This window comes from Pseudokineococcus sp. 5B2Z-1 (assembly GCF_037482305.1).
Taxonomy (GTDB): domain Bacteria; phylum Actinomycetota; class Actinomycetes; order Actinomycetales; family Quadrisphaeraceae; genus Pseudokineococcus.
The window spans coordinates 863,395-885,311 of record NZ_JBBHZG010000002.1; the positions used below are offsets into that span (position 1 = coordinate 863,395).

At 78.6% G+C, this 21,917-nt stretch carries 19 protein-coding genes and 1 pseudogene; 14 read left to right on the forward strand and 6 right to left on the reverse strand.

Annotated elements, in window-relative coordinates; translation table 11 throughout:
- Window positions 1-19: 19 nt before the first annotated feature.
- From WDV85_RS08090 to ccsB, 4 genes are read left to right on the forward strand one after another with little or no spacing between them, the layout of a single operon-like run.
- On the forward strand, window positions 20-640 hold the full coding sequence (locus WDV85_RS08090) for a TlpA family protein disulfide reductase (RefSeq protein WP_339570146.1): 621 nt from the start codon (window positions 20-22) through the stop codon (window positions 638-640).
- A gap of 49 nt (window positions 641-689) precedes the next feature.
- Complete coding sequence (locus WDV85_RS08095; RefSeq protein ID WP_339570147.1) at window positions 690-1,439, forward strand: cytochrome c biogenesis CcdA family protein; 750 nt, start codon at window positions 690-692, stop codon at window positions 1,437-1,439.
- Window positions 1,436-3,202 carry a cytochrome c biogenesis protein ResB gene (resB, locus tag WDV85_RS08100; RefSeq protein WP_339570148.1) on the forward strand — a complete coding sequence of 589 codons (1,767 nt, stop codon included), beginning with the start codon at window positions 1,436-1,438 and terminating at the stop codon, window positions 3,200-3,202. Before WDV85_RS08095 ends, resB begins: the two co-directional genes overlap by 4 nt.
- Before the next feature lie 4 nt (window positions 3,203-3,206).
- The gene (gene ccsB / locus WDV85_RS08105; RefSeq protein ID WP_339570149.1) at window positions 3,207-4,184 is read left to right on the forward strand and encodes a c-type cytochrome biogenesis protein CcsB; all 978 of its coding nucleotides are present in this window, start codon (window positions 3,207-3,209) and stop codon (window positions 4,182-4,184) included.
- Window positions 4,185-4,294: 110 nt separating this feature from the next.
- On the opposite strand, the gene WDV85_RS08110 is transcribed toward ccsB, so the two are convergent.
- A complete protein-coding gene (locus WDV85_RS08110) occupies window positions 4,295-4,582 on the reverse strand; it encodes a PLD nuclease N-terminal domain-containing protein (RefSeq protein WP_339570150.1) in 288 nt (95 codons plus the stop codon).
- A 126-nt stretch (window positions 4,583-4,708) separates the two neighbouring features.
- Here WDV85_RS08110 and WDV85_RS08115 point away from each other — a divergent pair, with 126 nt between their 5' ends.
- Window positions 4,709-5,017: a DUF4229 domain-containing protein gene (locus WDV85_RS08115; protein ID WP_339570151.1), complete on the forward strand. Its 309-nt coding sequence runs from the start codon at window positions 4,709-4,711 to the stop codon at window positions 5,015-5,017.
- 24 nt (window positions 5,018-5,041) lie between these two features.
- On the opposite strand, the gene WDV85_RS08120 is transcribed toward WDV85_RS08115, so the two are convergent.
- From WDV85_RS08120 to WDV85_RS08130, 3 genes are all read right to left on the reverse strand, one after another.
- Window positions 5,042-5,359: a hypothetical protein gene (locus WDV85_RS08120; protein ID WP_339570152.1), complete on the reverse strand. Its 318-nt coding sequence runs from the start codon at window positions 5,357-5,359 to the stop codon at window positions 5,042-5,044.
- An 82-nt stretch (window positions 5,360-5,441) separates the two neighbouring features.
- A complete protein-coding gene (locus tag WDV85_RS08125; RefSeq protein ID WP_339570153.1) occupies window positions 5,442-6,323 on the reverse strand; it encodes a 1,4-dihydroxy-2-naphthoate polyprenyltransferase in 882 nt (293 codons plus the stop codon).
- Between the two features lie 11 nt (window positions 6,324-6,334).
- Window positions 6,335-7,762, reverse strand: coding sequence for an AMP-binding protein (locus tag WDV85_RS08130; protein WP_339570154.1), 1,428 nt, complete (start codon window positions 7,760-7,762; stop codon window positions 6,335-6,337).
- A 128-nt stretch (window positions 7,763-7,890) separates the two neighbouring features.
- Between WDV85_RS08130 and WDV85_RS08135 the strand changes: the two genes are divergently transcribed.
- On the forward strand, window positions 7,891-9,285 hold the full coding sequence (locus WDV85_RS08135; RefSeq protein ID WP_339570155.1) for an MFS transporter: 1,395 nt from the start codon (window positions 7,891-7,893) through the stop codon (window positions 9,283-9,285).
- A 74-nt stretch (window positions 9,286-9,359) separates the two neighbouring features.
- Here WDV85_RS08135 and WDV85_RS08140 read toward each other — a convergent pair whose 3' ends face one another.
- The gene (locus WDV85_RS08140) at window positions 9,360-10,313 is read right to left on the reverse strand and encodes a 1,4-dihydroxy-2-naphthoyl-CoA synthase (RefSeq protein WP_339570156.1); all 954 of its coding nucleotides are present in this window, start codon (window positions 10,311-10,313) and stop codon (window positions 9,360-9,362) included.
- An 81-nt stretch (window positions 10,314-10,394) separates the two neighbouring features.
- Here WDV85_RS08140 and WDV85_RS08145 point away from each other — a divergent pair, with 81 nt between their 5' ends.
- Window positions 10,395-11,852 carry a hemolysin family protein gene (locus WDV85_RS08145; protein ID WP_339570157.1) on the forward strand — a complete coding sequence of 486 codons (1,458 nt, stop codon included), beginning with the start codon at window positions 10,395-10,397 and terminating at the stop codon, window positions 11,850-11,852.
- A 76-nt stretch (window positions 11,853-11,928) separates the two neighbouring features.
- Window positions 11,929-12,972 carry an o-succinylbenzoate synthase gene (locus WDV85_RS08150; RefSeq protein WP_445263266.1) on the forward strand — a complete coding sequence of 348 codons (1,044 nt, stop codon included), beginning with the start codon at window positions 11,929-11,931 and terminating at the stop codon, window positions 12,970-12,972.
- Window positions 12,973-13,024: 52 nt separating this feature from the next.
- Here the strand turns inward: WDV85_RS08150 and WDV85_RS08155 are convergent.
- Window positions 13,025-14,089 (reverse strand): annotated as a pseudogene (locus WDV85_RS08155) (AbrB family transcriptional regulator); the annotation flags it as partial.
- 109 nt (window positions 14,090-14,198) lie between these two features.
- On the opposite strand from WDV85_RS08155, the gene menD reads away from it, so the two are divergent.
- The 6 genes from menD to WDV85_RS08185 all read left to right on the forward strand — a co-directional run bounded on the left by menD (window position 14,199) and on the right by WDV85_RS08185 (window position 21,872).
- A complete protein-coding gene (gene menD / locus WDV85_RS08160; protein WP_339570159.1) occupies window positions 14,199-16,079 on the forward strand; it encodes a 2-succinyl-5-enolpyruvyl-6-hydroxy-3-cyclohexene-1-carboxylic-acid synthase in 1,881 nt (626 codons plus the stop codon).
- A gap of 211 nt (window positions 16,080-16,290) precedes the next feature.
- The gene (locus WDV85_RS08165; protein ID WP_445263267.1) at window positions 16,291-17,088 is read left to right on the forward strand and encodes a formate/nitrite transporter family protein; all 798 of its coding nucleotides are present in this window, start codon (window positions 16,291-16,293) and stop codon (window positions 17,086-17,088) included.
- A gap of 76 nt (window positions 17,089-17,164) precedes the next feature.
- Entirely contained in the window at window positions 17,165-17,866 is a 702-nt protein-coding gene (locus WDV85_RS08170; protein ID WP_339570161.1) for a demethylmenaquinone methyltransferase, read from the forward strand.
- Between the two features lie 225 nt (window positions 17,867-18,091).
- A complete protein-coding gene (locus WDV85_RS08175) occupies window positions 18,092-19,390 on the forward strand; it encodes a geranylgeranyl reductase family protein (protein WP_339570162.1) in 1,299 nt (432 codons plus the stop codon).
- A gap of 46 nt (window positions 19,391-19,436) precedes the next feature.
- Complete coding sequence (locus WDV85_RS08180; protein WP_339570163.1) at window positions 19,437-20,468, forward strand: polyprenyl synthetase family protein; 1,032 nt, start codon at window positions 19,437-19,439, stop codon at window positions 20,466-20,468.
- A 216-nt stretch (window positions 20,469-20,684) separates the two neighbouring features.
- Window positions 20,685-21,872 carry a hypothetical protein gene (locus WDV85_RS08185; RefSeq protein WP_339570164.1) on the forward strand — a complete coding sequence of 396 codons (1,188 nt, stop codon included), beginning with the start codon at window positions 20,685-20,687 and terminating at the stop codon, window positions 21,870-21,872.
- The last annotated feature ends 45 nt before the right edge of the window (window positions 21,873-21,917 follow it).

A 21,917-nucleotide genomic window follows, 5' to 3' on the forward strand; every position in this document is an offset into this window, starting at 1 on the left:
GTGTGGAACCCTGGAGGCTGTGGGAGCACAGGCCAGCACGGGCAGCCGGGCGCGCGCGGGGCGCGCGGCCCGGGGCGCCCTCGCGGCCGCCGCGCTCGTCGGCGCGGCCGGTCTCGCGGGGTGCACGACGAGCGACGCCCAGCCGTCCGTCGTCGACCAGGGCTACGTGGCGGGCGACGGCAGCCTCGTCCAGCTCGCGCCGGACGAGCGCGGCGAGCCGGTCGAGCTCGCGGGCACGACGCTGCAGGGCGAGGCGGTCGACGTCGCGGACTGGCGCGGCGCCCCCGTGGTCCTCAACACGTGGTTCGCCGCCTGCGGCCCCTGCCGCCTCGAGGCGCCCGACCTCGCGAAGGTCTCCGCCGAGACGGCCGACGAGGGCGTGCGCTTCCTCGGCCTCAACACGAGCGACGGGGCCGCCCAGGGCATCGCCTTCGAGGAGCAGTTCGGCATCACCTACCCCTCGCTGCTCGACCGCGACGGCGAGGGCGTCCTCGCGCTGCGCGGCCAGCTGCCGCCGTCGGCCACCCCGACGACGCTCGTCCTCGACCCGCAGGGCCGCGTCGCCGCGCGGTTCCTGGGCCCCGTGGACCCGTCCACGCTGCGGACCGTCATCGACGACGCGGCGGCGGAGGCGGCGTGAGCCCCGCCCCGGCACGGGCGTGAGCGCCCTGCCCGTCCCCCTGCTCGCTGTGAGCGCCCCGGACACCTTCGGTGCGGTGGCCTTCTCCGGCCCCGTGCTGCTCGCCGTCCCCGTGGCCGCCCTCGCCGGGCTGGTCTCCTTCGCCTCCCCCTGCGTGCTCCCGCTCGTGCCGGGCTACCTCGGCTACGTCACCGGCCTCACCGGCGTGGCCCTCGAGCGGCAGCGTCGCGCGCGGGTGCTGCTCGGGGCGCTGCTGTTCGTCCTCGGCTTCAGCGCCGTCTTCGTCGTCGTCGGCTTCACCGCGGGCGTCCTCGGCGGGCTGCTGCAGCAGTGGGGCGACGAGGTGGCGCGCGTGCTCGGCGTCGTCGTCGTCCTGCTCGGCCTGTCCTTCGCCGGCGTGCTGCCCGGGCTGCGGCGGGAGGTGGCCGTGCGCCGCCGTCCCCGCCCCGGCCTGGCGGGCGCGCCGCTCCTCGGCGTCGTCTTCGGCCTCGGGTGGACCCCGTGCATGGGGCCCACGCTGGCGGCCATCACCTCGCTCGCCTTCGTGTCGGGCTCCGGGGCGCGCAGCGTCGTCCTCGCGGTCGCCTACTGCCTCGGCCTCGGCGTGCCCTTCGTGCTCGTCGCGCTCGCGGCCAGCCGCGGCGCCCGCGGGCTGGAGGTGCTGCGGCGCCACCGCGTCGCCCTCTCGCGCGCCGGCGGGGCGCTCCTCGTCGTCGTCGGCCTGCTCCTCGTCACCGGCGTCTGGACGCAGTGGACGAGCGCCGTCGGCGCGCGCTTCTCCGAGTGGGCGCTGCTGTGAGCCGCTCGCCCGACCGCGGCGCCCCCGTGCAGCCCCGCCTCGGCGCCGTGGGGACGGCGCGGTTCGTGTGGCGCCAGCTCACGAGCATGCGCACCGCCCTGCTCCTGCTGCTGCTCCTCGCGGTCGGGGCCGTGCCGGGCTCCGTCGTGCCGCAGCAGGACGTCGACCCGGCAGCCGTCGTCACCTTCCGCGACGAGCACCCGGCGCTCGCCCCGTGGCTCGACCGGCTGGGCTTCTTCGACGTCTACGCCTCGCCGTGGTTCTCCGCCGTCTACCTGCTCCTGTTCGTCTCGCTCGTCGGCTGCGTGCTGCCCCGCAGCCGCCAGCAGTGGACGGCGTGGCGCTCGACGCCGCCGCGCACGCCCTCGCGCCTCGAGCGGCTGCCCGAGCACCGGGTCGTCGACGGCGCCGGTGGCGCCGAGGGCACCGAGCCGCTGGCCGCGGCGGCCCGCGAGCTGCGGCGGCGCCGCTACCGCGTCGACGTGCGCCCCGACGCCCCGGGCTCGGCGACGGGATCGGTGGCCGCCGAGAAGGGCCACCTGCGCGAGACCGGCAACCTCGTCTTCCACCTCTCGCTCGTCGGGCTGCTGCTGGCGCTCGCCGCCTCGAGCCTGCTCAGCTACCGCGCCCAGGTGGTCGTGCCGGTGGGCCAGGGCTTCTCCAACACGGTCGCCCGCTACGACACCTTCGACCCGGGTGCCTGGGTCTCCGACGACGACCTGCCGCCCTTTGCCGTCGGGCTGCAGGGCCTCGACGTCGAGTTCGAGGAGACGACCGGCGGCCAGCTCGGCCAGCCGCGCGACTTCGAGGCGCAGGTCGACGTCCTCGCCCCGGGGGAGGAGCCGCGCGAGGACGTCATCCGCGTCAACGAGCCGCTGCACGCCGCCGGCGCCGAGGTGTACCTGGCGGGCAACGGCTACGCGCCCGTCATCTCGGTGACCGACGCCGACGGTCGGCTCGTGTACTCCGAGCCGACGCCCTTCCTGGCGCAGGACGCCTTCTACAGCTCCACCGGCGTCGTCAAGGTGCTGGGCGCGCAGCCGGACCAGCTCGGGTTCACCGGCGCCTTCCTGCCGACGGCCGACATCAGCGGTGGGCTCGGGCCGCGGTCGGTCTTCCCCGACGCGCGCGACCCGCTGCTGCTGCTCACGGGGTACCGCGGCGACCTCGGCGCCGTCAACGACGGCCTGCCCGTCAACGTCTACGAGCTCGACACCCGCTCGATGGAGCAGCTCGAGACGGGCGACGGCGCCCCCTGGTCGGTGGCGCTGCGCCCCGGCGACGCCGTCGAGCTCCCCTCCGGCCTGGGCACGCTGCGCTTCGGCTACCCGCCCGACGCGGCGGCGGCCGACGACGTCGCGGCCGAGTCCGGCGCCGGGGACCCGCTGCCGCGCTTCGCCGGGCTCACGGTGCGGCACGACCCGGGCCGCCTGCCCGCCCTCGTGTTCTCCGTGCTGGCCATGCTCGGGCTCGTCGCCTCGCTCTTCACCCCGCGGCGCCGCGTGTTCGTCCGCGTCACCGGCGGCCCCGCCGCGGGCGGCGGCCTGCGCACCGAGGTGGGCGGGCTCGCGCGCGGGGAGGACGCCGGGCTGGCCGCGGAGGTCGACGGCCTCGCGCGTACCCTCGGCGGCGGCGCACCTCCCGGACCACCGCAGCCGCCGGCCCCGCCCCCGCCGGCCCCACCACCGCGGGCCTCGGGCCCGGGGACGCCGACCACCGCCGGGGAGCCCGCCACCGCCCCGCCGACCCGATCCAGGAGCTGAGGACATGGGCGAGTCGCTCGCCGCGACGAGCAACCTGCTCGTCTACTCGTCGATGACGGTCTACGCCGTCGCGCTCGTCGCCTTCGCGCTCGACCTCTCGGGCCGGGGGCGCACCGCCGTGGCGCCCGCCCGGCAGGAGGCGCTCGTGGGCGCCGGCGCGCGACCCGCCGGGGGAGCGGCCCCCGCCGGGGCCGGGGCGGAGGACCCCGACGCGGGGGTGCGCCGCCGCGCCGCGGCCGTCGGCGTCACGACGACGTGGCTGGCGATGGCCCTCCACGGCGCCGCGGTGGTCACCCGCGGGCTCTCCGCGGGCCGCGTGCCCTGGGGCAACATGTACGAGTTCACGCTGACGGGGGCCTTCGTCGTCACCGCCGTCTACTGCGTCGTGCTGCTGCGCCGGGACCTGCGCTACCTGGGCGTCTTCGTCGTCGGGCCCGTGCTGCTCACCCTCGGCATCGCCCTCTCGGTCCTCTACACCGAGTCGGCCCAGCTCGTGCCGGCGCTTCAGAGCTACTGGCTCGTCATCCACGTCTCCGTCGCGACGGTCAGCTCGGCGCTCTTCGTCATCGCCTTCTCGGCCAACGTGCTGCAGCTCGTGCAGGACCGCCGCGAGCACGCCCTCGCGGCCGGCCGCCCCGCCCGCGGCCGCTTCATGGACCGCCTGCCCGGCTCGGTGGAGCTCGAGCGGGCCGCCTACCGGCTCATCGCCGTGTCGTTCCCGCTGTGGTCCTTCACGCTCGTCGCCGGCGCCATCTGGGCCGAGCGGGCGTGGGGCCGCTACTGGGGGTGGGACCCCAAGGAGGTCTGGACCTTCGTCATCTGGGTCGTCTACGCCGCCTACCTGCACGCCCGCGCCACGCGCGGCTGGGACGGGCGCCGCGCGGCCTACCTCGCCATCGCGGGCTTCGCCTGCATCCTCGTCAACTGGGGCGTGGTCAACGTCTTCTTCCCCGGTAACCACTCCTACGCCGGGATCGGCTGACCCCGCCGTCGAGCGGGCCGACGAGCCCGCACGACGACGCAGGCCCCGCTCCCACGAGGGAGCGGGGCCTGCGTCGTCCGGCGCCCCGCGCGGAGGCTGCCGGGAGGGCGTCAGCCGCGGCGGGGTCCGTGCAGGTCGCGCAGGAAGCCGGGGTCGTCGTCCGGGCCGAGGGGCCCGCGCGGGCGGCTGCCGCCCCCGCCGCCGCCACCGCCGCCCTCGGCGCGCTGGCGTCCCACCGTGATCCAGAGCACGGGGCCGAGCACGGGCAGGACGACGGAGATGACGACCCAGGCGGTGCGGCCGAGCACCGAGATCTCGTCGTCGCGGCTGCGCAGCACGTCGAGGACGGCGTAGACCGCGAGACCGACGGCGAGGAGGACGAGCAGAGCGCGCAACATCGTCCGATGGTACGGACCGCTCGGCGGCCCGGCAGGGCGGGACGGCGCCCGTCCGCCGGGCGGCCACGACGGCGGCCAGGACGGCGGCGGGACGGGGGGCTCCGGGCGGCGCCTACCCTGGACGCCGTGCCCGTCGTGCTGCGCTACACGCTCCTGCGGCTGTCCCTGCTCGCCGCGGTGGGCCTGCTCGCCTACGCCGTCGGCCTCCGGGGCGTCTGGTGGCTGCTCGTGACCGCGGTCGTGTCGATCCTGCTGTCCTTCGTGCTGCTGCGCGGCCCCCGCGAGCAGATGACGCAGGCCATCCTCGACCGCCAGCAGCAGCGCGCGCAGGGTGGCCCCAGCAGGGGTGGGGGGCGGTTCTCGCGCGGCCTCGACGACGACGCCGCGGCCGAGGACGCCGACGACGACCGGCGCCGCGAGGGCCCGCGCGGCTGAGCCCGCCGGGCGGTCGCGGGCGCGTCAGCGGCCCGAGAGCTCGCGGACGCGCTCGAGGAAGCCGGGTCGCTCCCGGTCCAGCTCCGCGAGGGACACCTCGTCCGCGAGGCCGCGCCACGTGCCGTCCTCGACGAGCACGTCGGCGGCCGCCCGGGCGAGCACGGGGCCGTCCGCGGCGCGCAGGTCCAGCCGCTCGAGCAGGTCCTCCGGCAGCAGCAGGCGCACCCGCCGGTCGCCCGCGCCCGGCTCGCCCGGCTCGGCGAGCGCGTCGGCGCCCGCCCCCGCCGACACCGCGACGAGGTAGACGCCCTCGCCGTCCGCCCGCACGTCCACGTCCGTCATGGGCGGATCGTCGCAGGCCGTGGGCGGACGCGCGGCGGGACGCGCCCGGGACGAGCGCCGCGCCTCGACCGGTCGTCCGGGGTCAGGCGGCGAGCGCGAGCCCCAGGGCCAGGAGCGCCGCGTGGACGAGCTCGAGGCGGCCCGTGTCGCGCAGCACGGGCACGAGCGCCCGGCCCGCGGCGCCGCCCGCGACCCGCCGCGCGGGAGGGACGGCGAGCGCCAGCGCGAGGAGCGCGAGCAGGGGCCAGGCCGAGGCCAGCAGCGCGGCCGTGAGGGCCGACAGCAGCGGGGGCGCGAGCACGAGGACGGCGTAGAGGCGGCGGGTGCGGGGAGCGCCGAGGCGCACCGCCAGCGTGCGCTTGCCGGCGACGGCGTCGGTCGGCACGTCGCGCAGGTTGTTGGCGACGAGGATGGCGCACGCGTGCAGGCCGACGCCGACCGCGGCCAGGACCGCGACGAGGTCGAGCCGCTCCGCCTGCACGTACGTCGTGCCGAGCACGGCGACGAGCCCGAAGAAGACGAAGACGAACACCTCGCCGAGCCCGAGGTAGCCGTACGGCCGCTTGCCGCCGGTGTAGGTCCAGGCGGCGACGACGGACGCGGCGCCGACGAGGAGGAACCACCAGGCGCCGCTGACGGCGACGAGCGCCACCCCCGCGACGCCGGCGACGGCGAAGGCGGCGAACGCGGCCCGGCGGACGGCCGCGGGCTCCGCGGCCCCCGAGCCGACGAGGCGCAGGGGGCCCACCCGGTCGGCGTCGGTGCCCCGCACGCCGTCGGAGTAGTCGTTGGCGTAGTTGACCGCCACCTGCAGCGCCAGCGCGACGACGAGCGCCAGCAGCGCCCGCCCGAGGTGCACCGCGTCGAGGGAGGCCGCGACGCCCGTCCCGGCCAGGACCGGCGAGACCGCCGCCGGCAGCGTCCTGGGGCGCGCGCCCTCCACCCACTGAGCCCGCGTCGCCACGAGCGGCGAACCTACCGGCCGGTGCCCGTGCTCCCGCCCGGCCCCTCGGGCGGCGCCCCGTCCGGGTCACGGCCCGGCCCCGCGCCGAGGCGCCGCTGGGCCAGCGCGGCGGCCGCCCGCCGGTCCGGCTTGCCGAGCGCCCGGCGGGGCAGGTCGTCGACGAGGACGAGCGCCCGCGGGGCGGCGGCCCGGCCGAGCGCAGCCGAGGCCGCGGCGCGCAGGTCCTCCAGCGCGGGCGGCGCCGGAGGGCCCGCCCGGACGACGGCCACGACCGCCGACCCCCAGCGCGGGTCCGGCACGCCGACGACGAGGACCTCCGCGACGCCGTCGAGCCCCGCGAGCGCCTCCTCGACCGCGGCGGGCACCACCTTCTCCCCGCCGGTGACGACGACGTCGTCGAGACGGCCGAGCACCCGCAGGCGGGGTCCGTCGACGGCGGCCTCGAGCACGCCGGCGTCGGCCGTCGCGACCCAGCGGACGCCGTCGGCGTCGGCGGCGAAGGGGGCCTCGCCGACGAGCCCGCGCGCGAGCACGGCACCGCCGAGCAGGACCCGCGCAGGCGCTCGCCCGGCACCGTCGGACCCGGCGCCCTCGAGCCGCACCTGGGCTCCCGGCAGCGGGGCGCCGTCGTAGACGCAGCCGCCGCACGTCTCCGTCGACCCGTACGTCGTCACGACGCGTACCCCGGCGGCGGCGGCCCGGGCGAGCAGGGCCCGCGGGGCGGCGGCGCCGCCGAGGAGGACGGCGTCGAGGGCGGCCAGGGCCGCCGCGCCGTCCGCGTCGTCGAGCAGGCGCACGAGCTGCGTCGGCACGAGGGCGGTGCGCGCCGGGCCGCCGTCCGCGCGCCGCAGCAGCCGCTCCGCGCCGGCGCGGAAGGCGGCCGCGGTGAAGGGGGCGCCGGGCGGCAGCGCCGTCGGGGCGGTGCCCGCGACCGCGCCGCGCGCGAGCACGTTCCACCCCGCGACGTGGGCGAGCGGCAGGGCCAGCAGCCAGTGGGCCGGCCCGCCCAGCCGCTGCTCGCCGCCCCGGGCGCTCGCGACGACGGCCGCGCCGTCGAGGACGACGAGGCGCGGCGCGCCCGTGCTGCCCGACGTCGGCAGGAGCAGCGCCGCGCCCGCGACGTCGGTCGTCCCGGGGGCGGGGGCGGCGACGGCGAGCGCGCGCAGGGCGTCGTCGGACGGGCCGCCGGGCAGGGGGAGGAGCGGTGCCGGGGCCGCGGGAGGGGCGGCGGCGGCGGAGCCGCCGGAGGGGGCTGGGGCGGCGGAGCCGCCGGGGAGTGCGGGGAGCGGGAGGCGCTCGGCGAGCTGCCGGGCGCGGGCGGCCGCCCACGCGTCGGGGTCCTCGCGGGCGCCCTCCGGTGCGGCCGCGTCGACGGCCACCTCCTCGACGCGGGGCGCACCGGGCTGCGCGGTCGCCGGGGAGGGGCGCGGGCCGGTCACCGGCCGCACGGTACGCAGCGCAGGTCGGGGAGCCGGGATACCGTGACCAGGACGGGCCCGGGCACCGGGCTCCAGGGAACCGGCGACGCCTGTGGTGGGGAGGCGCGCGAGCACTGGAGCGCACCCGCATGAGCACCCGGCCCGAGCAGCGGGCGGTCGGCCCCGTCCCTCGAGAGACGGCGTCCCCGGACACGGCCCACCCGGACCCGACTCCCCAGGACCACGGGACGCCCCCGCCGGTGACCGCCGGCTCGGCGTCCTCCCCGGGCGCCGTCGTGCGCGGGCGGTGGCGCACCTTCACGGGCTCCTTCGCCCAGTACCGGGTCCTGCCCGCGGTCGCCGGCCGGTCCTACCTGCCCATCACCTTCGGCGCCCGGCTGCCCATCACGATGGTGCCCGTCGGCGTCCTCACGCTGGGGGAGGTGTCGACGGGCTCGTCCGCGATCGCCGGGGCCGCGGCCGCCGGTGCCGCCATCGGCGAGGCCGTGGGCGCCCCCACGAGCGGGGCGCTCGCCGACCGCCTCGGGCAGCGGCGCGTGCTCCTCGTCGTCGCGGGGCTGCACGTGCTCGCCCTGGTCTCGCTGCTCGTGGCCGCGGCGAGCGCCGACCCGGTGGCGCTCGTGGCCGCCGCCGCGGGCGTGGGGCTGACGGTGCCGCAGATCGGCCCGCTCTCCCGCGTGCGGTGGATGGCGATGTCCCCGCGGCACGTCCGCACGGCCTTCGCCTTCGAGGGGACCGCCGACGAGGTCGGCTTCGCGCTGGGCCCCGCGGTCGTGGGCATCACGGCGACGCTCGTCGGCGGCTCGGCGCCCGTCGTCGTCGCGGCCGTCCTCGTCGTGGGCCTCGTGACGGCCTTCGCCCTGCACCCGTCGGCGGACGCCGTGCCGGTGCGCTCGCGGGAGGAGCGCGCCCACGAGCGCGCGGAGCGGGCGGCCGCCGCGACGCGCCGCCGCCGCGAGCCGCTCGTCGCCGTCCCGCTCGTCGGCATGCTCGCCATCGGCACCTTCTTCGGCGGCAGCAACACGGCCCTGACGGCGGCCGCGGCCGACGCGGGCGTCCCGACGGCGGGCGGGCTCCTCGCCGCCGCGATGGCCGTGGGCTCCGCGACGACGGCGCTCGCCGTCGTCGCCCTGCCCGCCTCGCTCGGACCCTGGCGGCGGTGGGCCGGGTCGGCGGCCGTCCTCGTCGTCGGCGCGGCGCTCATGCTCTGGGCGGCGCCCGGCATCCCGCTGCTCGTGCTGACGACGGTCCTCGCGGGCTTCGCCGTCGGGCCCCTGCTCGTGACGATCACCGACGTCGCGGGCCGCCTCGCCCCCGAGGGCGGCGCCGGGCTCGCCCTCACGCTGCTGACGAGCGGCATCGTCCTCGGCGTCGCCACCGGCTCGGCGCTGGCCGGCCAGGCCGCCGAGCGCGTCGGCCCGTCCGCGGGCTTCGGCGTCGGCGTCGTCGCCGCGGTCGTCCTGCTCCTGCTCGTCCTCGTCGCCGCCGCGACCCGCCGGCCCCTGCCGCCGCCGACGGCCTGACGCTGTGACGAGAGCTGTGCGCTCACGTCGCGGTGCACCGCGACGTGGGCGCACAGCTCTGCCCGAGGGGCCGGTCAGTAGTACCAGGGGAAGGCCGACCAGTCGGGGGAGCGCTTCTCGAGGAAGGAGTCGCGGCCTTCGACGGCCTCGTCGGTCATGTACGCGAGCCGCGTGGCCTCGCCGGCGAAGAGCTGCTGGCCCACGAGGCCGTCGTCGGGGAGGTTCATGGCGTACTTGAGCATCCGCTGCGCCGTCGGCGACTTGCCGTTGACCTCGGCGGCGACGACGAGCGCCTCCTCCTCGAGCCGGGCGTGGTCGACGACGAGGTTCACCGCGCCCATCCGGTGCATGGCCTCGGCGTCGTAGGTGCGCCCGAGGAAGAAGATCTCGCGGGCGTGCTTCTGCCCGACCATCCGCGCCAGGTACGCCGAGCCGTAGCCGGCGTCGAAGCTGCCGACGTCGGCGTCCGTCTGCTTGAAGCGGGCGTGCTCGCGGCTCGCGACGGTCAGGTCGCAGACGACGTGGAGGCTGTGCCCGCCGCCCGCGGCCCAGCCGGGCACGACGGCGACGACGACCTTCGGCATCGTCCGGATCATCCGCTGCACCTCGAGGACGTGCAGGCGCCCGCCCTCGGCGCGCACGCGCGCCGCGTCGACGGTGTCCGCCGTCTCCCCGTCGGCGTACTGGTAGCCCGACCGGCCCCGGACCCGCTGGTCGCCGCCGGAGCAGAACGCCCAGCCGCCGTCGCGGGGGCTCGGCCCGTTGCCGGTGAGGAGCACGCAGCCCACGTCCGGCGTGCGGCGGGCGTGGTCGAGCACCCGCAGCAGCTCGTCGACCGTCCCGGGGCGGAAGGCGTTGCGGACCTCGGGGCGGTCGATCGCGACGCGCACCGTGCCGCGCTCGGGGCCGGGGCGCACGCACCGGTGGTACGTCGTGTCGACGAGGTCCTCGAAGCCGGGCACCGGTGCCCAGGCGCTCGCGTCGAAGAGCTCGGAGACGTGGGCCGGCGGCTCGTGGCTGGTGCTCACCCGCGGAGGATGGCACGCGGCGCGGGCCCGACCGGGGCCCCGGAGGCGCGGGGACCGCCCGGCACCCGCGAGGATGGGCCCATGTCGCTCGGCTGGGAGATCCTCCTCGTGCTCGTCTTCGTGCTCGTGGGCGGTGTCTTCGCGATGTCCGAGCTCGCGCTCGTGTCGCTGCGTGACGGGCAGGTCCGGGCGATGGTCGGCGAGCGCCTGCGCGGCGCCGCGGCGGTCGAGCGGCTGCGGGCCTCGACCAACCGCTTCCTGTCCGCCGTCCAGATCGGCGTCACCGCTGCCGGCTTCTTCGCCTCGGCGTACGGCGGGGCGACCATCGCCGGCCGGCTCACCCCCGTGCTCGAGGGCTGGGGCGTGCCGAGCGGCCTCGCCGGCACCGTCTCCCTCGTCGTCATCACCGCGCTGGTGTCCTACGTGTCCCTCGTCCTCGGCGAGCTCGTGCCCAAGCGCATCGCGCTGCAGAAGCCCGACACCGTCTCGCGGCTCGTCGCGCCGATGCTCGACCGCATCGCGAAGCTCGCGACGCCGGTCATCTGGCTGCTCGACAGGTCGACGAACCTCGTGGTCCGCCTCCTCGGCATGGACCCGCAGGAGGAGCGCGACGAGGTCAGCGAGGAGGAGCTGCGCGAGATGGTCTCGACGCACGAGGACCTCGACGACGACGAGCGCCGCCTCATCGACGACGTCTTCGCCGCCGCCGACCGCCGCGTCGCGGAGGTCATGATCCCTCGCACGGAGGTCGAGTTCCTCGACGGCGACCTGACGCTCGAGGAGGCCGCGGGCCAGATCGAGCACCAGGCGCACTCGCGCTACCCGATCACCGGCGAGGGCGTCGACGACATCATCGGCTTCGTCCACGTCCGCGACGTCCTCACGGCCCTGCGCCACCAGGACCCGGCGAGCCGCCTGACGACGGTCATGCGCCCGGTGAGCCTCGTCACCGGCACCCAGGCCGTGCTGCCCGCCCTGTCGGAGATGCGCCGCACGCGCCGCCACATCGCCGTCGTCGTCGACGAGTACGGCGGCACCGACGGCATCGTCACGCTCGAGGACCTCGTCGAGGAGCTCGTCGGCGACATCGAGGACGAGCACGACCGCGCGGAGGCCGACGCGGGCGCGGCGGTGCGCGGGCAGGTCGAGGTCTCGGGCCTGCTGCACCGCGACGAGGTCGCCGACGAGACGGGGGTCCAGCTGCCGGAGGGGAGCTTCGAGACCCTCGGGGGCTTCGTCATGGCCGAGCTGGGGCGCGTGCCCGCCGAGGGCGACTCCGTGGAGGCGCTCGGGCACCGCTTCACCGTGCTGCGCCTCGACGGCCGTCGCGCCGACCGGGTCTGCGTCGAGCGGCTCGGCGGCGACGGCGACGAGGACGGCGGCGGGGACGAGCAGGACGGCGACGGCGAGCGCTCCGGCGGGCGCGAGCCGCACGGCCGGGCCGGCAGCGGCGACGTCGGCACGGGCGTGACGGCCGGCGCCAGCGGCGGTGCGGACGGCGCGGGCGACGGGGCGAGCGGCGGGTCGGGGCGGGACTGAGGCGCGCGTGAGCGCCTGGACGGGCGGGACGCGTCCGCCCGCGCCCTGGCCGCCGCCGGGCGCGGGGGGCGCCCGCCTGCCCGCGGCGGAGGAGCTCCTGGCCGGCGCGTCCGTCGTCGTCCTGCCGCTGCGGACGCGCTTCCGCGGGCTGGACGAGCGCGAGGCCGTGCTGCTCCGCGGCCCGGCCGGTCGGGCGGAGTTCGCGCCCTTCGCCGAGTACGACGACGCCGAGGCGGCGTGGTGGCTGGCCGCCGCCGTCGAGGCGGCCTGGCTCGGGCCGCCCCCGGCCGTCCGTGACGCCGTCCCCGTCAACGCGACGGTCCCCGCCGTCCGCGCCGAGGAGGTGGCCGAGGTCGTCGCCCGCACGCCCGGTGCGCGGACGGCCAAGGTCAAGGTCGCCGAGCCCGGCGTCCCCGCGGACCTCGCGCTGGCGCAGGACCTCGAGCGGGTCGCCGCCGCCCGCGCCGCCCTCGGGGCCGGCGGGCGGGTGCGGGTCGACGCGAACGGGGCCTGGTCCCCGGCCGAGGCCGAGCGCGCCCTCACCGCCCTGCGCGCCCAGGGGCCGCTGGAGTACGCCGAGCAGCCGTGCGCCGACGTCGCCGGCCTCGTCGACCTGCGCGCCCGCCTCGCCGCCGCGGGCGTCGACGTGCCCGTCGCCGCGGACGAGAGCGTCCGGCGGGCGCAGGACCCCCTCGCCGTCGTGCGGGCCGGCGCCGCGGACGTCGCCGTCCTCAAGGTCCCCCCGCTCGGCGGCGGGCGGGCCGTCGTCGCGCTCGCAGAGCGGCTGGATCGCGAGCACGGCGTGCCCGTCGTCGTCTCGAGCGCGCTGGACACGGCCGTGGGGATCGCCGCGGGCGTGCGGGCGGCCGCCGCGGTGCCGGGCCTGCGCCACGCCTGCGGGCTCGCGACGGGCAGCCTGCTGGCGCGCGACGTCGCCCCGCCGCTGCGCGTCAGCGCCGGGTCGCTGCCCGTCGCCGAGGCCGACCGCGTCCTGGCCGGCCCCGACCCCGACGACCTCGCGGCGACGGCGGCGCCGCCGGAGCGGGCCCGCTGGTGGCGCGATCGCCTGCGGCGGGCCCACGCCCTCCTGGCGTCCGCCGCCGCGCCAGCCCGCGGCTGATGGCCGGCGCCGCCACGAGCATGACGAGCAGCCGGGCCACCTGGACGGCGAGGACGAAGGTCACGTCCGAGCCGGTGGACAGGGACGCCGCGAGGACGGCGTACAGCCCGCCCGGCGTCGTCGCGAGGTAGCCGTCGAGCAGGCTCGCCCCCGTCAGGGCCGAGAGCAGGACGCCCAGCCCGGCGCACGCCGCGATGACGGCGACGATGAGGAGCAGCGCCGCGGGCAGCACCCGGCGGACGACGGCGACCGTCCCGCGGGTGAAGGACAGGCCGGCCTGCAGCCCGATGGCGCCGTAGGCCACCTGCACGAGCGCCCCGGGCACCTGCGCGCCGGCGGAGAGCCCGAGCCCGCCGACGACCGCGGCCAGCACGAGCGGGCCGAGGAGCGTGCCCGCCGGCACCCGGGACACCCGGCCCAGCAGGGTGCCGACCGGGCCGACGACGGCCACGAGCAGCAGCCCGGCCCACCAGGGCCCGTCCGCCGCGTCCACCGCGCCGCGCCCGGAGCCGGTGCCGACGCCGGTCACGAGCAGCACGAGGGGGAGCGACCCCGTGATGACGAGGACGCGCAGGTACTGCACGACGGCGACGAGCCGCTGGTCCGCACCGAGGTCGCCGGCGATGGCGACGAGGCCGGAGGCGCCGCCGGCCGTGAGGGCGAAGGTGCCGGTGAGCGGGTCGACGTCGCGGTGGCGCCCCAGCAGCAGGCCGGCCGCGAGGCTGACGACGAGCGTGAGCACCGTGACGACGAGGACGGGAAGCCAGTCCGCCGCCAGGCCCGTGAGGGTCTCCGGCTGCACCAAGGTGCCGATGAGGACCCCGAGGACCGCCTGGGCGGCCAGCGCGAGCGGTCGGGGCACCGCGCGGGGGCCGCGGGGGTCGTCGCCCGCGAGGCCCGACAGGGCGGCCACGACGCCGACGACGAGGCCGGCGAACAGGACGCCCGAGGGCACCCCCGCGAGCTCCAGCGCCCCGCCCGCCGCGGCGGTCAGCCCGGTGACGGCGGCCCAGCGCCACCAGGGGACCGCGCGGACGGCCCGGGCCGCGCGCCGGGCGGCGCCTCCGCGACCGGGTGCACGGGGGGCGTCCCGCTCTCCCCCCGACGCCGCGCGCACCCGCCGATGCTCGCAGCCCGGCGGACTCCCGGCGGGCTCCGGGCGGGCCGGGGCGGCCGCGGGGCGGTCCCGGGCGGCACCGCGGTCGCCGAGCGCCCAGGATGGGGCGGTGCCCCACCCCGCCCAGGCCTGCGCTGTCGCCGCCGTGGCCGCGCTGGTCGCCCGGGGCGTGCGGCACGTCGTCCTGTGCCCGGGGTCGCGCTCGGCGCCGCTGGCTTACGCGCTCGCCGACGCCGAGCGGGCGGGCGACCTCGTCGTCCACGTCCGCACCGACGAGCGGGCCGCCGCGTTCACGGCCCTCGGCGCCGGGCGGGCCACCGGCGTCCCCGCGGCCGTGGTGACGACGTCGGGCACGGCCGTCGCGAACCTCCACCCCGCGGTGCTCGAGGCCCACCACGGGGGCGTGCCCCTCCTCGTCCTGACGGCGGACCGCCCGCACGCGCTGCGGGGCACGTGGGCCAACCAGACGAGCGAGCTGCAGGCCGGGCTCTTCGGGGCGGCGGTGCGCCTGGCGGTGGACCTCCCCGCGCCGCCGCCGGGGGAGGACCTCGCCGCGCACGCCTCCGCGTGGGCCCGCGCCGTGGCCGCCGCGGCCGACGCCGCCCGCGGCCTGGCCCCGATCGGCGAGGACGGCGGCCCCGCGGGGCCGCCCGGGCGGCCGGGGCCGGCCCACGTCGACCTCGCCCTCGCCGACCCCCTCGTCCCCGAGGGCGACGCCGCGCGCCCGCCCGTGCCCGGGCGCCGCCTGGCCCCGCCGCCGCGCGGCGGCCAGGTGCACGCGCTCGAGGACGGTCCCCGCACCGTCGTCGTCGCGGGGGACGCGCCGGCGCGCACGGGCTGGGCCGCGCGCTGGCTCGCCGAGGCGGGCGGCTGGCCCCTGCTCGCCGAGCCGAGCTCCGGGGCGCGCTCGGGCCTCTGCGCCGTGGGCCCCTACCGCCTGCTCCTCGAGCGGGCCGAGCTCGGCGGGCGCGTCGAGCGCGTCGTCGTCGTCGGCCGCCCCACCCTGTCCCGCCCCGTCACCGCGCTGCTGGCCGACCCCGCGGTCGAGGTCGTCCAGGTCGTCGAGCACGCCGACGACCCCGGCCCCGCGCCGCGGCCGGGGCTGCGGCGCGTCGTCGGGACGGCCGTGCCGGCCCGCCTGGAGGGTGCCCCCGCCGGGTGGCACGCCGAGCGCGCCCTGGCACCGGACGCCTGGCTGGCCGCCTGGCAGCGGGCCGGCCGGGCGGCGGCCCGGGCGCTCGACGCCGTGCTGGACGAGTCCGCGGGGCCGTCGGGGCCGGTGCTCACCGGCCCCCTGCTGGCGCGGGAGGTCGTCGCGGCCACGGCGCCCGAGGACCTCCTCGTGCTCGCGGCCTCGAACGCCGTCCGCGACGCCGACCTCGCCGCCGCGCCCGTCGACGAGCCGGCCCTCGACGCCCAGCGCGCGGTGCCGGCCCCTCCGCTGCACGTGCCCGCGGACGTGCGCCTCGTCCTCGCCGGGCGCGGCCTGGCCGGCATCGACGGCACGCTGTCGGGCGCCGTCGGCGCCGCCCTCGCGACGGGGCGTCGCACCCGGGTCCTCGTCGGGGACCTCGCCGCGCTGCACGACCTCGCGGGCCTGGCCCTGCCGGTGGACGAGCGCGGGCGCCGGACGGCGTGGTCGGCGCCCCCGCAGGTGCAGGTCGTCGTCCTCGACGACGGCGGCGGCGGCATCTTCGGGCTGCTCGAGCACGGCGCGCTGGCCGACGCCGAGCCGGCGCGCGCGGGGGACGTCGAGCGCCTCTTCGGCACCCCGCCCGGGGTCGACCTCGTCGCCCTGGCGCGCGGCCTGGGCGCCGGCGCCCGCCGGGTCGCGGACCTGGCCGACCTGCGCGCGGCCCTGCGCGCGCCCGGGCCGGCCGACGGGCCCGGGCTGCAGGTGCTCGTCGTGCCCGCCGACCGCGCCGGGCTGCGCGGGCTCCACGCCCGCCTGCGCGCGGCCGTCACGGCCGCGCTCGACGGCGCCGCGTGAGCCCGCCCCGGCCCCGCCCGCCGCGTCGACGCGACAGCGCTCGCCCGCCTCGGGACCGCCCCTCGCGGGCCCACCGCCTCACCGTCCCGCCGGCCGACGCCGGTGCCGCACCGACCAGGGGAGCACGCCCGTGAGCGACCACACGCAGGAGACGCCGGGGCGGGGGGAGCCCGAGCCGGGCAGCGCCACCGACCCCGCCGCCCGGTCCCGCCTGGGCGACAACGACGCCCCGGTCGAGGAGGAGCTCGAGGAGGAGGTCGACGAGATCGTCGACGAGGGTGCGCAGCGGCTCCACCGCACGTGGACCGAGCTGCTCGTCACCGGCTTCTTCGGGGGCCTCGAGGTGGGCCTCGGCGTCCTCGCGCTCCTCGCCGTCTACGAGGCCACGGGCAGCCACCTCCTGGCGGGCCTCGCCTTCGGCATCGGCTTCCTCGCGCTGATGCTCGCCCACAGCGAGCTCTTCACCGAGGGCTTCCTCGTGCCGGTGACGGCCGTCGCGGCCAAGCGCGCGTCCTGGCAGCAGCTCGCCCGCCTGTGGGGCGGGACCATCGTGACCAACCTCCTCGGCGGCCTCGTGTTCATGGCCATCGCCATGACCGCGTTCCCCTCCCTGCGGTCGACCACCGTGGAGATGGGGTCCCACTTCGTCGAGGCCGACTGGTCGTGGGAGACGGTCACGCTCGCGGTCATCGCCGGCAGCACGATCACCCTGATGACGCGCATGCAGCACGGCGCGGACTCCGAGACGGGCAAGGTGGCTGCGGCCTTCGCCGGCGCCTTCCTGCTCGCCGGGCTGCAGATGGTCCACTCGATCCTCGACTCGCTCCTCGCCTTCGGCGCGCTCCTCGTGGGGGCGCCCTTCGGGTGGCTCGACTGGCTGGGGTGGTTCGTCCCCACGGCGGCGCTCAACATGGTCGGCGGCCTCCTCCTCGTGACGGCCCTCCGGCTGCTGCGCAGCAAGGTGGCCCTCGACGAGGAGCGTGAAGAGGTCGAGCGTGAGCAGTCGTGACCTCCGCGCGGCCGCCGGGACGGCGGCGGGCGGCTGGCCGTCCCCGGTCGGGCGACGGCTGGCAGACTCCCGGCTCGTGACGCGCGCCGACCTCGACAAGCAGCCCTCCGAGGTGGCGGCGATGTTCGACGCCGTGGCCCGCCGCTACGACGTCACGAACGACGTCCTGTCCCTGGGCCAGGACCGGCGGTGGCGCCGCGCCGTCGTGCGGGCGCTCGACGTGCGGCCGGGGGAGCGGGTGCTCGACCTGGCCGCCGGGACGGGGACGAGCAGCGCGCCGCTCGCCGCCCTGGGCGCGCACGTCGTCGCCTGCGACTTCTCCCTGGGCATGCTCCGCGCCGGGGCCGCGCGCCGCGCCCTGCCCTTCGCCGCGGGGGACGCCACCCGGCTGCCCTTCGCCGACGGCGCCTTCGACGCCGTGACGATCTCCTTCGGCCTGCGGAACGTCACCGACACCGCCGCGGCCCTGCGGGAGATGCTCCGCGTCGTCCGCCCCGGGGGGCGCCTCGTCGTCTGCGAGTTCTCGGCGCCGACGTGGCGGCCCTTCCGCACCGTCTACACCGAGTACCTCATGCGCGCCCTGCCCCCCGTCGCGCGCCGGACGAGCTCCAACCCCGAGGCGTACGTGTACCTCGCCGAGTCAATCCGGGCGTGGCCCGACCAGCGGGCGCTCGCCGGGCGCCTCACCGCGGCGGGGTGGGAGGACGTCGCCTGGCGCGACCTCACGGGCGGCGTCGTCGCCCTGCACCGCGCGGTCCGGCCTGCGCCCGCGGCGTGAGGGCCTGCGCCTGCGGCGTGAGGGCCTGCGCCTGCGGCGTGAGGGCCTGCGCCTGCGGCGTGAGGGCCGCGCGCGGGGCGTGAGGGCCTGCGTCCGCGGCGCGACCCGCCGGGCGTCGGCGCCGCGGGGCTCCGTAGCATGAGGAGCACGGGCGGGGGAAGACCCGTCCGGCCCGGGTCCTGCGCCCGTGCGACCCCGCCACCCCTCCCGACCCTGCGAGGCGCCGTGCCCTCCCCAGCCGCTGAGCGCTCCGCCGACGTCCTCGTGGTCGGCGCCGGGCCCGCCGGCGCCACGGCGGCCCGCCACCTCGCCGCGGCCGGGGTCGACGTCCTCGTGCTGGAGAAGACGTCCTTCCCGCGGGAGAAGGTCTGCGGCGACGGGCTGACCCCCCGGGCGGTCCGCGAGCTGCTGGCCCTGGGGCTCGACCTCTCCCCGGAGGCCGGCTGGGTGCGGAACAAGGGCCTGCGGATCATCGGCGGCGGCATGCGCGTCGAGCTGCCGTGGCCCGAGCTCGCGTCCTTCCCCGACCACGGGCTCGTGCGCACCCGCCTGGACATGGACCAGCTGCTCATCGAGCACGCCCGCGCGGCCGGGGCCCGCGTGCAGGAGCGGACGAGCGTCACCGGCGCCGTCGTCGACGAGGCCACCGGCCGGGTCGTCGGCGTCCGCGCCCACCCCGTCGACGAGCGGGGCCGCCGCGCCGGGGAGGACGTCGAGCACCGCGCGCGCGTCGTGCTCGCCGCCGACGGCGTCTCCGCCCGGCTGGCCCTGTCCGTCGGCCTCGCCCGCCGGGAGGACCGGCCGATGGGCGTCGCGGTGCGCACGTACTACCGCTCCCCGCGCCACGACGACGACTGGATGGAGAGCTGGCTCGAGCTGTGGGACGGCGAGCCGGGGCGCTCGCGCCTGCTCCCCGGCTACGGCTGGGTCTTCGGCGTCGGGGACGGCACGAGCAACGTGGGCCTCGGCGTCCTCAACTCCTCGAGCGCCTACGGCAAGGTCGACTACCGCGACCTCCTGCGGCGGTGGACGGCGACGATGCCGGCCGACTGGCAGTTCGACGAGGAGCACCGCGAGGGCCCGGTGCGCGGCGCCGCCCTCCCCATGGGCTTCAACCGGACGCCGCACCACCACGCCGGGATGCTGCTGCTCGGGGACGCGGGCGGCATGGTCAACCCGTTCAACGGCGAGGGCATCGCCTACGCCATGGAGTCCGCGCGCATCGCCGCCGACGTGGCCGTGCAGGCCCTGGGGCGCCCCGACGCGGCCTCGCGGCTGCGGGCGCTGGACGCCTACCCGGCCGCCGTCCGGTCCGCCTGGGGCGGCTACTTCACGCTCGGGGCGGTGTTCGTCAAGATGATCGGCCACCCGGCCGTCATGGAGGCGGCCACGCGGCACGGCCTGCCGAGGCCGGTCGTCATGCGCCTCGTCGTCAAGCTGCTCGCCAACCTCACCGACCCGCGCGGGGGCGACGCGCTGGACCGCGTCGTCAACGGGCTGCAGCGCCTGGCCCCGGCGGCCTGAGGTGGCCGTGCACGGGGCGCCCGCCGCGTCCGGGACACTGGGGGGCGTGAGCCCCCGCAGACCCCTCCAGAGCACGCCGCCGGCCGGTGCCGGCTGGGGGGTCCCGGGACCCTCCGGCGCGCTCGCGGAGCGGGTCGGGGCGCGGATGGAGGCGGTCGAGGCGCAGCTGCGCGCCGCCGTCGCGCACTCCGACCGCCTGGCGGACAGCACCTCCCGCCACCTCGTCGAGGCGGGCGGCAAGCGCGTGCGGCCCCTGCTCGTGCTCCTCGCGGGCGAGCTCGGCGACGGCGCGGCGCCCGAGGTCGTCGAGGCGGCCGTGGTCGTCGAGCTCACCCACCTCGCGACGCTCTACCACGACGACGTCATGGACTCGGCCCCGCTGCGCCGCGGGGCCCCGGCCGCGCAGCAGGTGTGGGGCAACAACGTGGCCATCCTCACCGGCGACCTGCTCTTCGCCCGCGCCTCCCGCCTCGTGGCGGCGCTGGGGCCCGGGGCGGTGGAGATCCAGGCCGCCACCTTCGAGCGCCTGTGCCTCGGCCAGCTCCACGAGACGGTCGGCCCCGACGAGGGCGAGGACCCCGTGGCGCACTACCTCCAGGTGCTCTCGGACAAGACCGGGTCCCTCATCGCGACGTCGGCGCTCTTCGGCGCCATGTTCGGCGGCTGCGACCAGCAGGTGCGCGACGTCGTCGTCGCCTACGGCGAGCGGGTGGGCGTCGCCTTCCAGCTCGCCGACGACGTGCTCGACCTCCTCGGCGACGACAGCGGCAAGCGCGCCGGCACGGACCTGCGCGAGCGGGTGCCCACGCTGCCCGTGCTCCTGGCCCGCGACGCCGCGGCGCGGGGCGACGAGCGCGCGGCCGCCGCTGTGGCGCTCGTCGACGGCCCGCTCGACGCGGACGACGAGCTGGCGCGCGCGGTCGCGGCCCTGCGGGCGCTGCCGTCGACCGACGTGGCGCGCGCCCGCGCGCAGCACTGCGCGCAGGAGGCCGTCGACGCGCTCGCGCCCCTGCCCGACGGGGAGGCGAAGGAGGCCATGGCCGCCTTCGCCGCCGCCATCGCCGACCGCACCCGCTGACGGGCGAGCCGCGGCGGGACGCGGCTGCCGACGTCGAGCGCGCGAGGGTCGAGGAGCACCGGGACGGGCGAGTCGCGTCATCCCCCCGGGTGGTGCTGCGGCGCCACCGGTGACGATCCGGCCGCAGCCGCGTCATGACGACCCCCCCAGGGAGCGCGCCTCGGTAGCGTCCGCGCAGCGGCGCCGGTGGGGCGCCGCGCGACGGAGAGGACGGCGATGACGAGCAGCACCAGCACGGGGGGCCGGCGGCGGACCGCACGGGGCGGTCGGGCGGCGAGGGCGGGGGTGCGCTCGGCGAGCGCCTGGGGCGGCGCAGCGGCGCTCCTCCTCGGGAGCGCGGCCGCGGCGACGGCCGGCACGGCGAGCGACGAGGTCGTCGCCGTGCCTCTCGACCCCGCGACCGACGTCGTGAGCAGCCTGGTGCTCCCGGTGGAGAACCTCCCGGGCCTCGAGCTGACCGACGTGGTCGGCACCGACGCCTACACGGAGGTCCCCCTCGACCCGGGCGGCGAGGTGCGGATCACGCTCCCCGAGGGGCTGGAGGTCCCCGACCCGAGCGCCGTGACGCTGCGCATGGTCGACATCGACGACCCGCCGATCGACGGCCCGGAGCCCGTCACCTTCACCGCCGACGGCAGCAGCGCCCTGACCGCCGAGGTCGTCGAGGGGGTGCTCGTCGTCGTCGTGCCGCCCGAGGAGGACCTCCCGCTCGCCGACGAGACGGAGGGGGTGATCACCTACCCCGTCGCCGGCGACGTGATCGGTCTCGCCGACGAGGAGGCCTTCTACGACCTGGACCTCGGGACCGACGTCGCGGCGCCCTCGGTCGACCTGGCGCCCGTGCTGCTGACGACGAGCTACCTCGGTGCCCCGGCCCTCGCCGCCGGCGGGTCGCTCGAGCTCTCGCTGCCCGAGGGCTCGCCCCTGCGCGACGCCGGCGTGCGGTCGCTCGGGGACGTCGTGGTGGTCCTCGACGACCTCGACCGGGACGAGGCGCCGCCGTCGCCGACCGTCGCGGCCTCCGAGGACGCCGTCGTCGTCTCGCTCGCCGCGTCGACGGCGCCCGGTGAGTACCGGGCCGCCGTCCTGCTGCCCGTCACGGACGAGGACGGCACCGTGCTCGCGCAGCGGGCCAGCGCCACTTCGCTGTACTTCGACGTGACGGCCGCGACCTCGCCCGCGCCGACGGAGGAGCCCACGGAGGAGCCGACGGCCACGCCGACCGGGCAGCCCACGACCTCCCCGACGCGCCCGGCCACGAACCCGGGCCTGCGGTCCGACACGGGCGTCGGGGACGCGGCGGGCGGCTCCGACCGCGACGCGCTGCTCGTCGGCGGCGGGGCCGCGCTCCTCGCGGCCGCTGGGGCCACCGTGCTGGCCGTGCGCCGGCGCGCCGTGCGCTGACCCCTCTCCCGACCCACCGGCCCCGGCCCGCTCCCGCGGGCCGGG

Excerpts from the sequence above, each read along its gene's own strand:
- ccsB (WP_339570149.1), top strand. The coding sequence starts at position 3,207 with ATGGGCGAGTCGCTCGCCGCGACGAGCAACCTGCTCGTCTACTCGTCG.
- WDV85_RS08145 (WP_339570157.1), top strand. The coding sequence starts at position 10,395 with ATGTCGCTCGGCTGGGAGATCCTCCTCGTGCTCGTCTTCGTGCTCGTG.
- WDV85_RS08110 (WP_339570150.1), bottom strand. The coding sequence starts at position 4,582 with ATGTTGCGCGCTCTGCTCGTCCTCCTCGCCGTCGGTCTCGCGGTCTAC.
- WDV85_RS08120 (WP_339570152.1), bottom strand. The coding sequence starts at position 5,359 with ATGACGGACGTGGACGTGCGGGCGGACGGCGAGGGCGTCTACCTCGTC.
- WDV85_RS08185 (WP_339570164.1), top strand. The coding sequence starts at position 20,685 with ATGACGAGCAGCACCAGCACGGGGGGCCGGCGGCGGACCGCACGGGGC.
- WDV85_RS08135 (WP_339570155.1), top strand. The coding sequence starts at position 7,891 with ATGAGCACCCGGCCCGAGCAGCGGGCGGTCGGCCCCGTCCCTCGAGAG.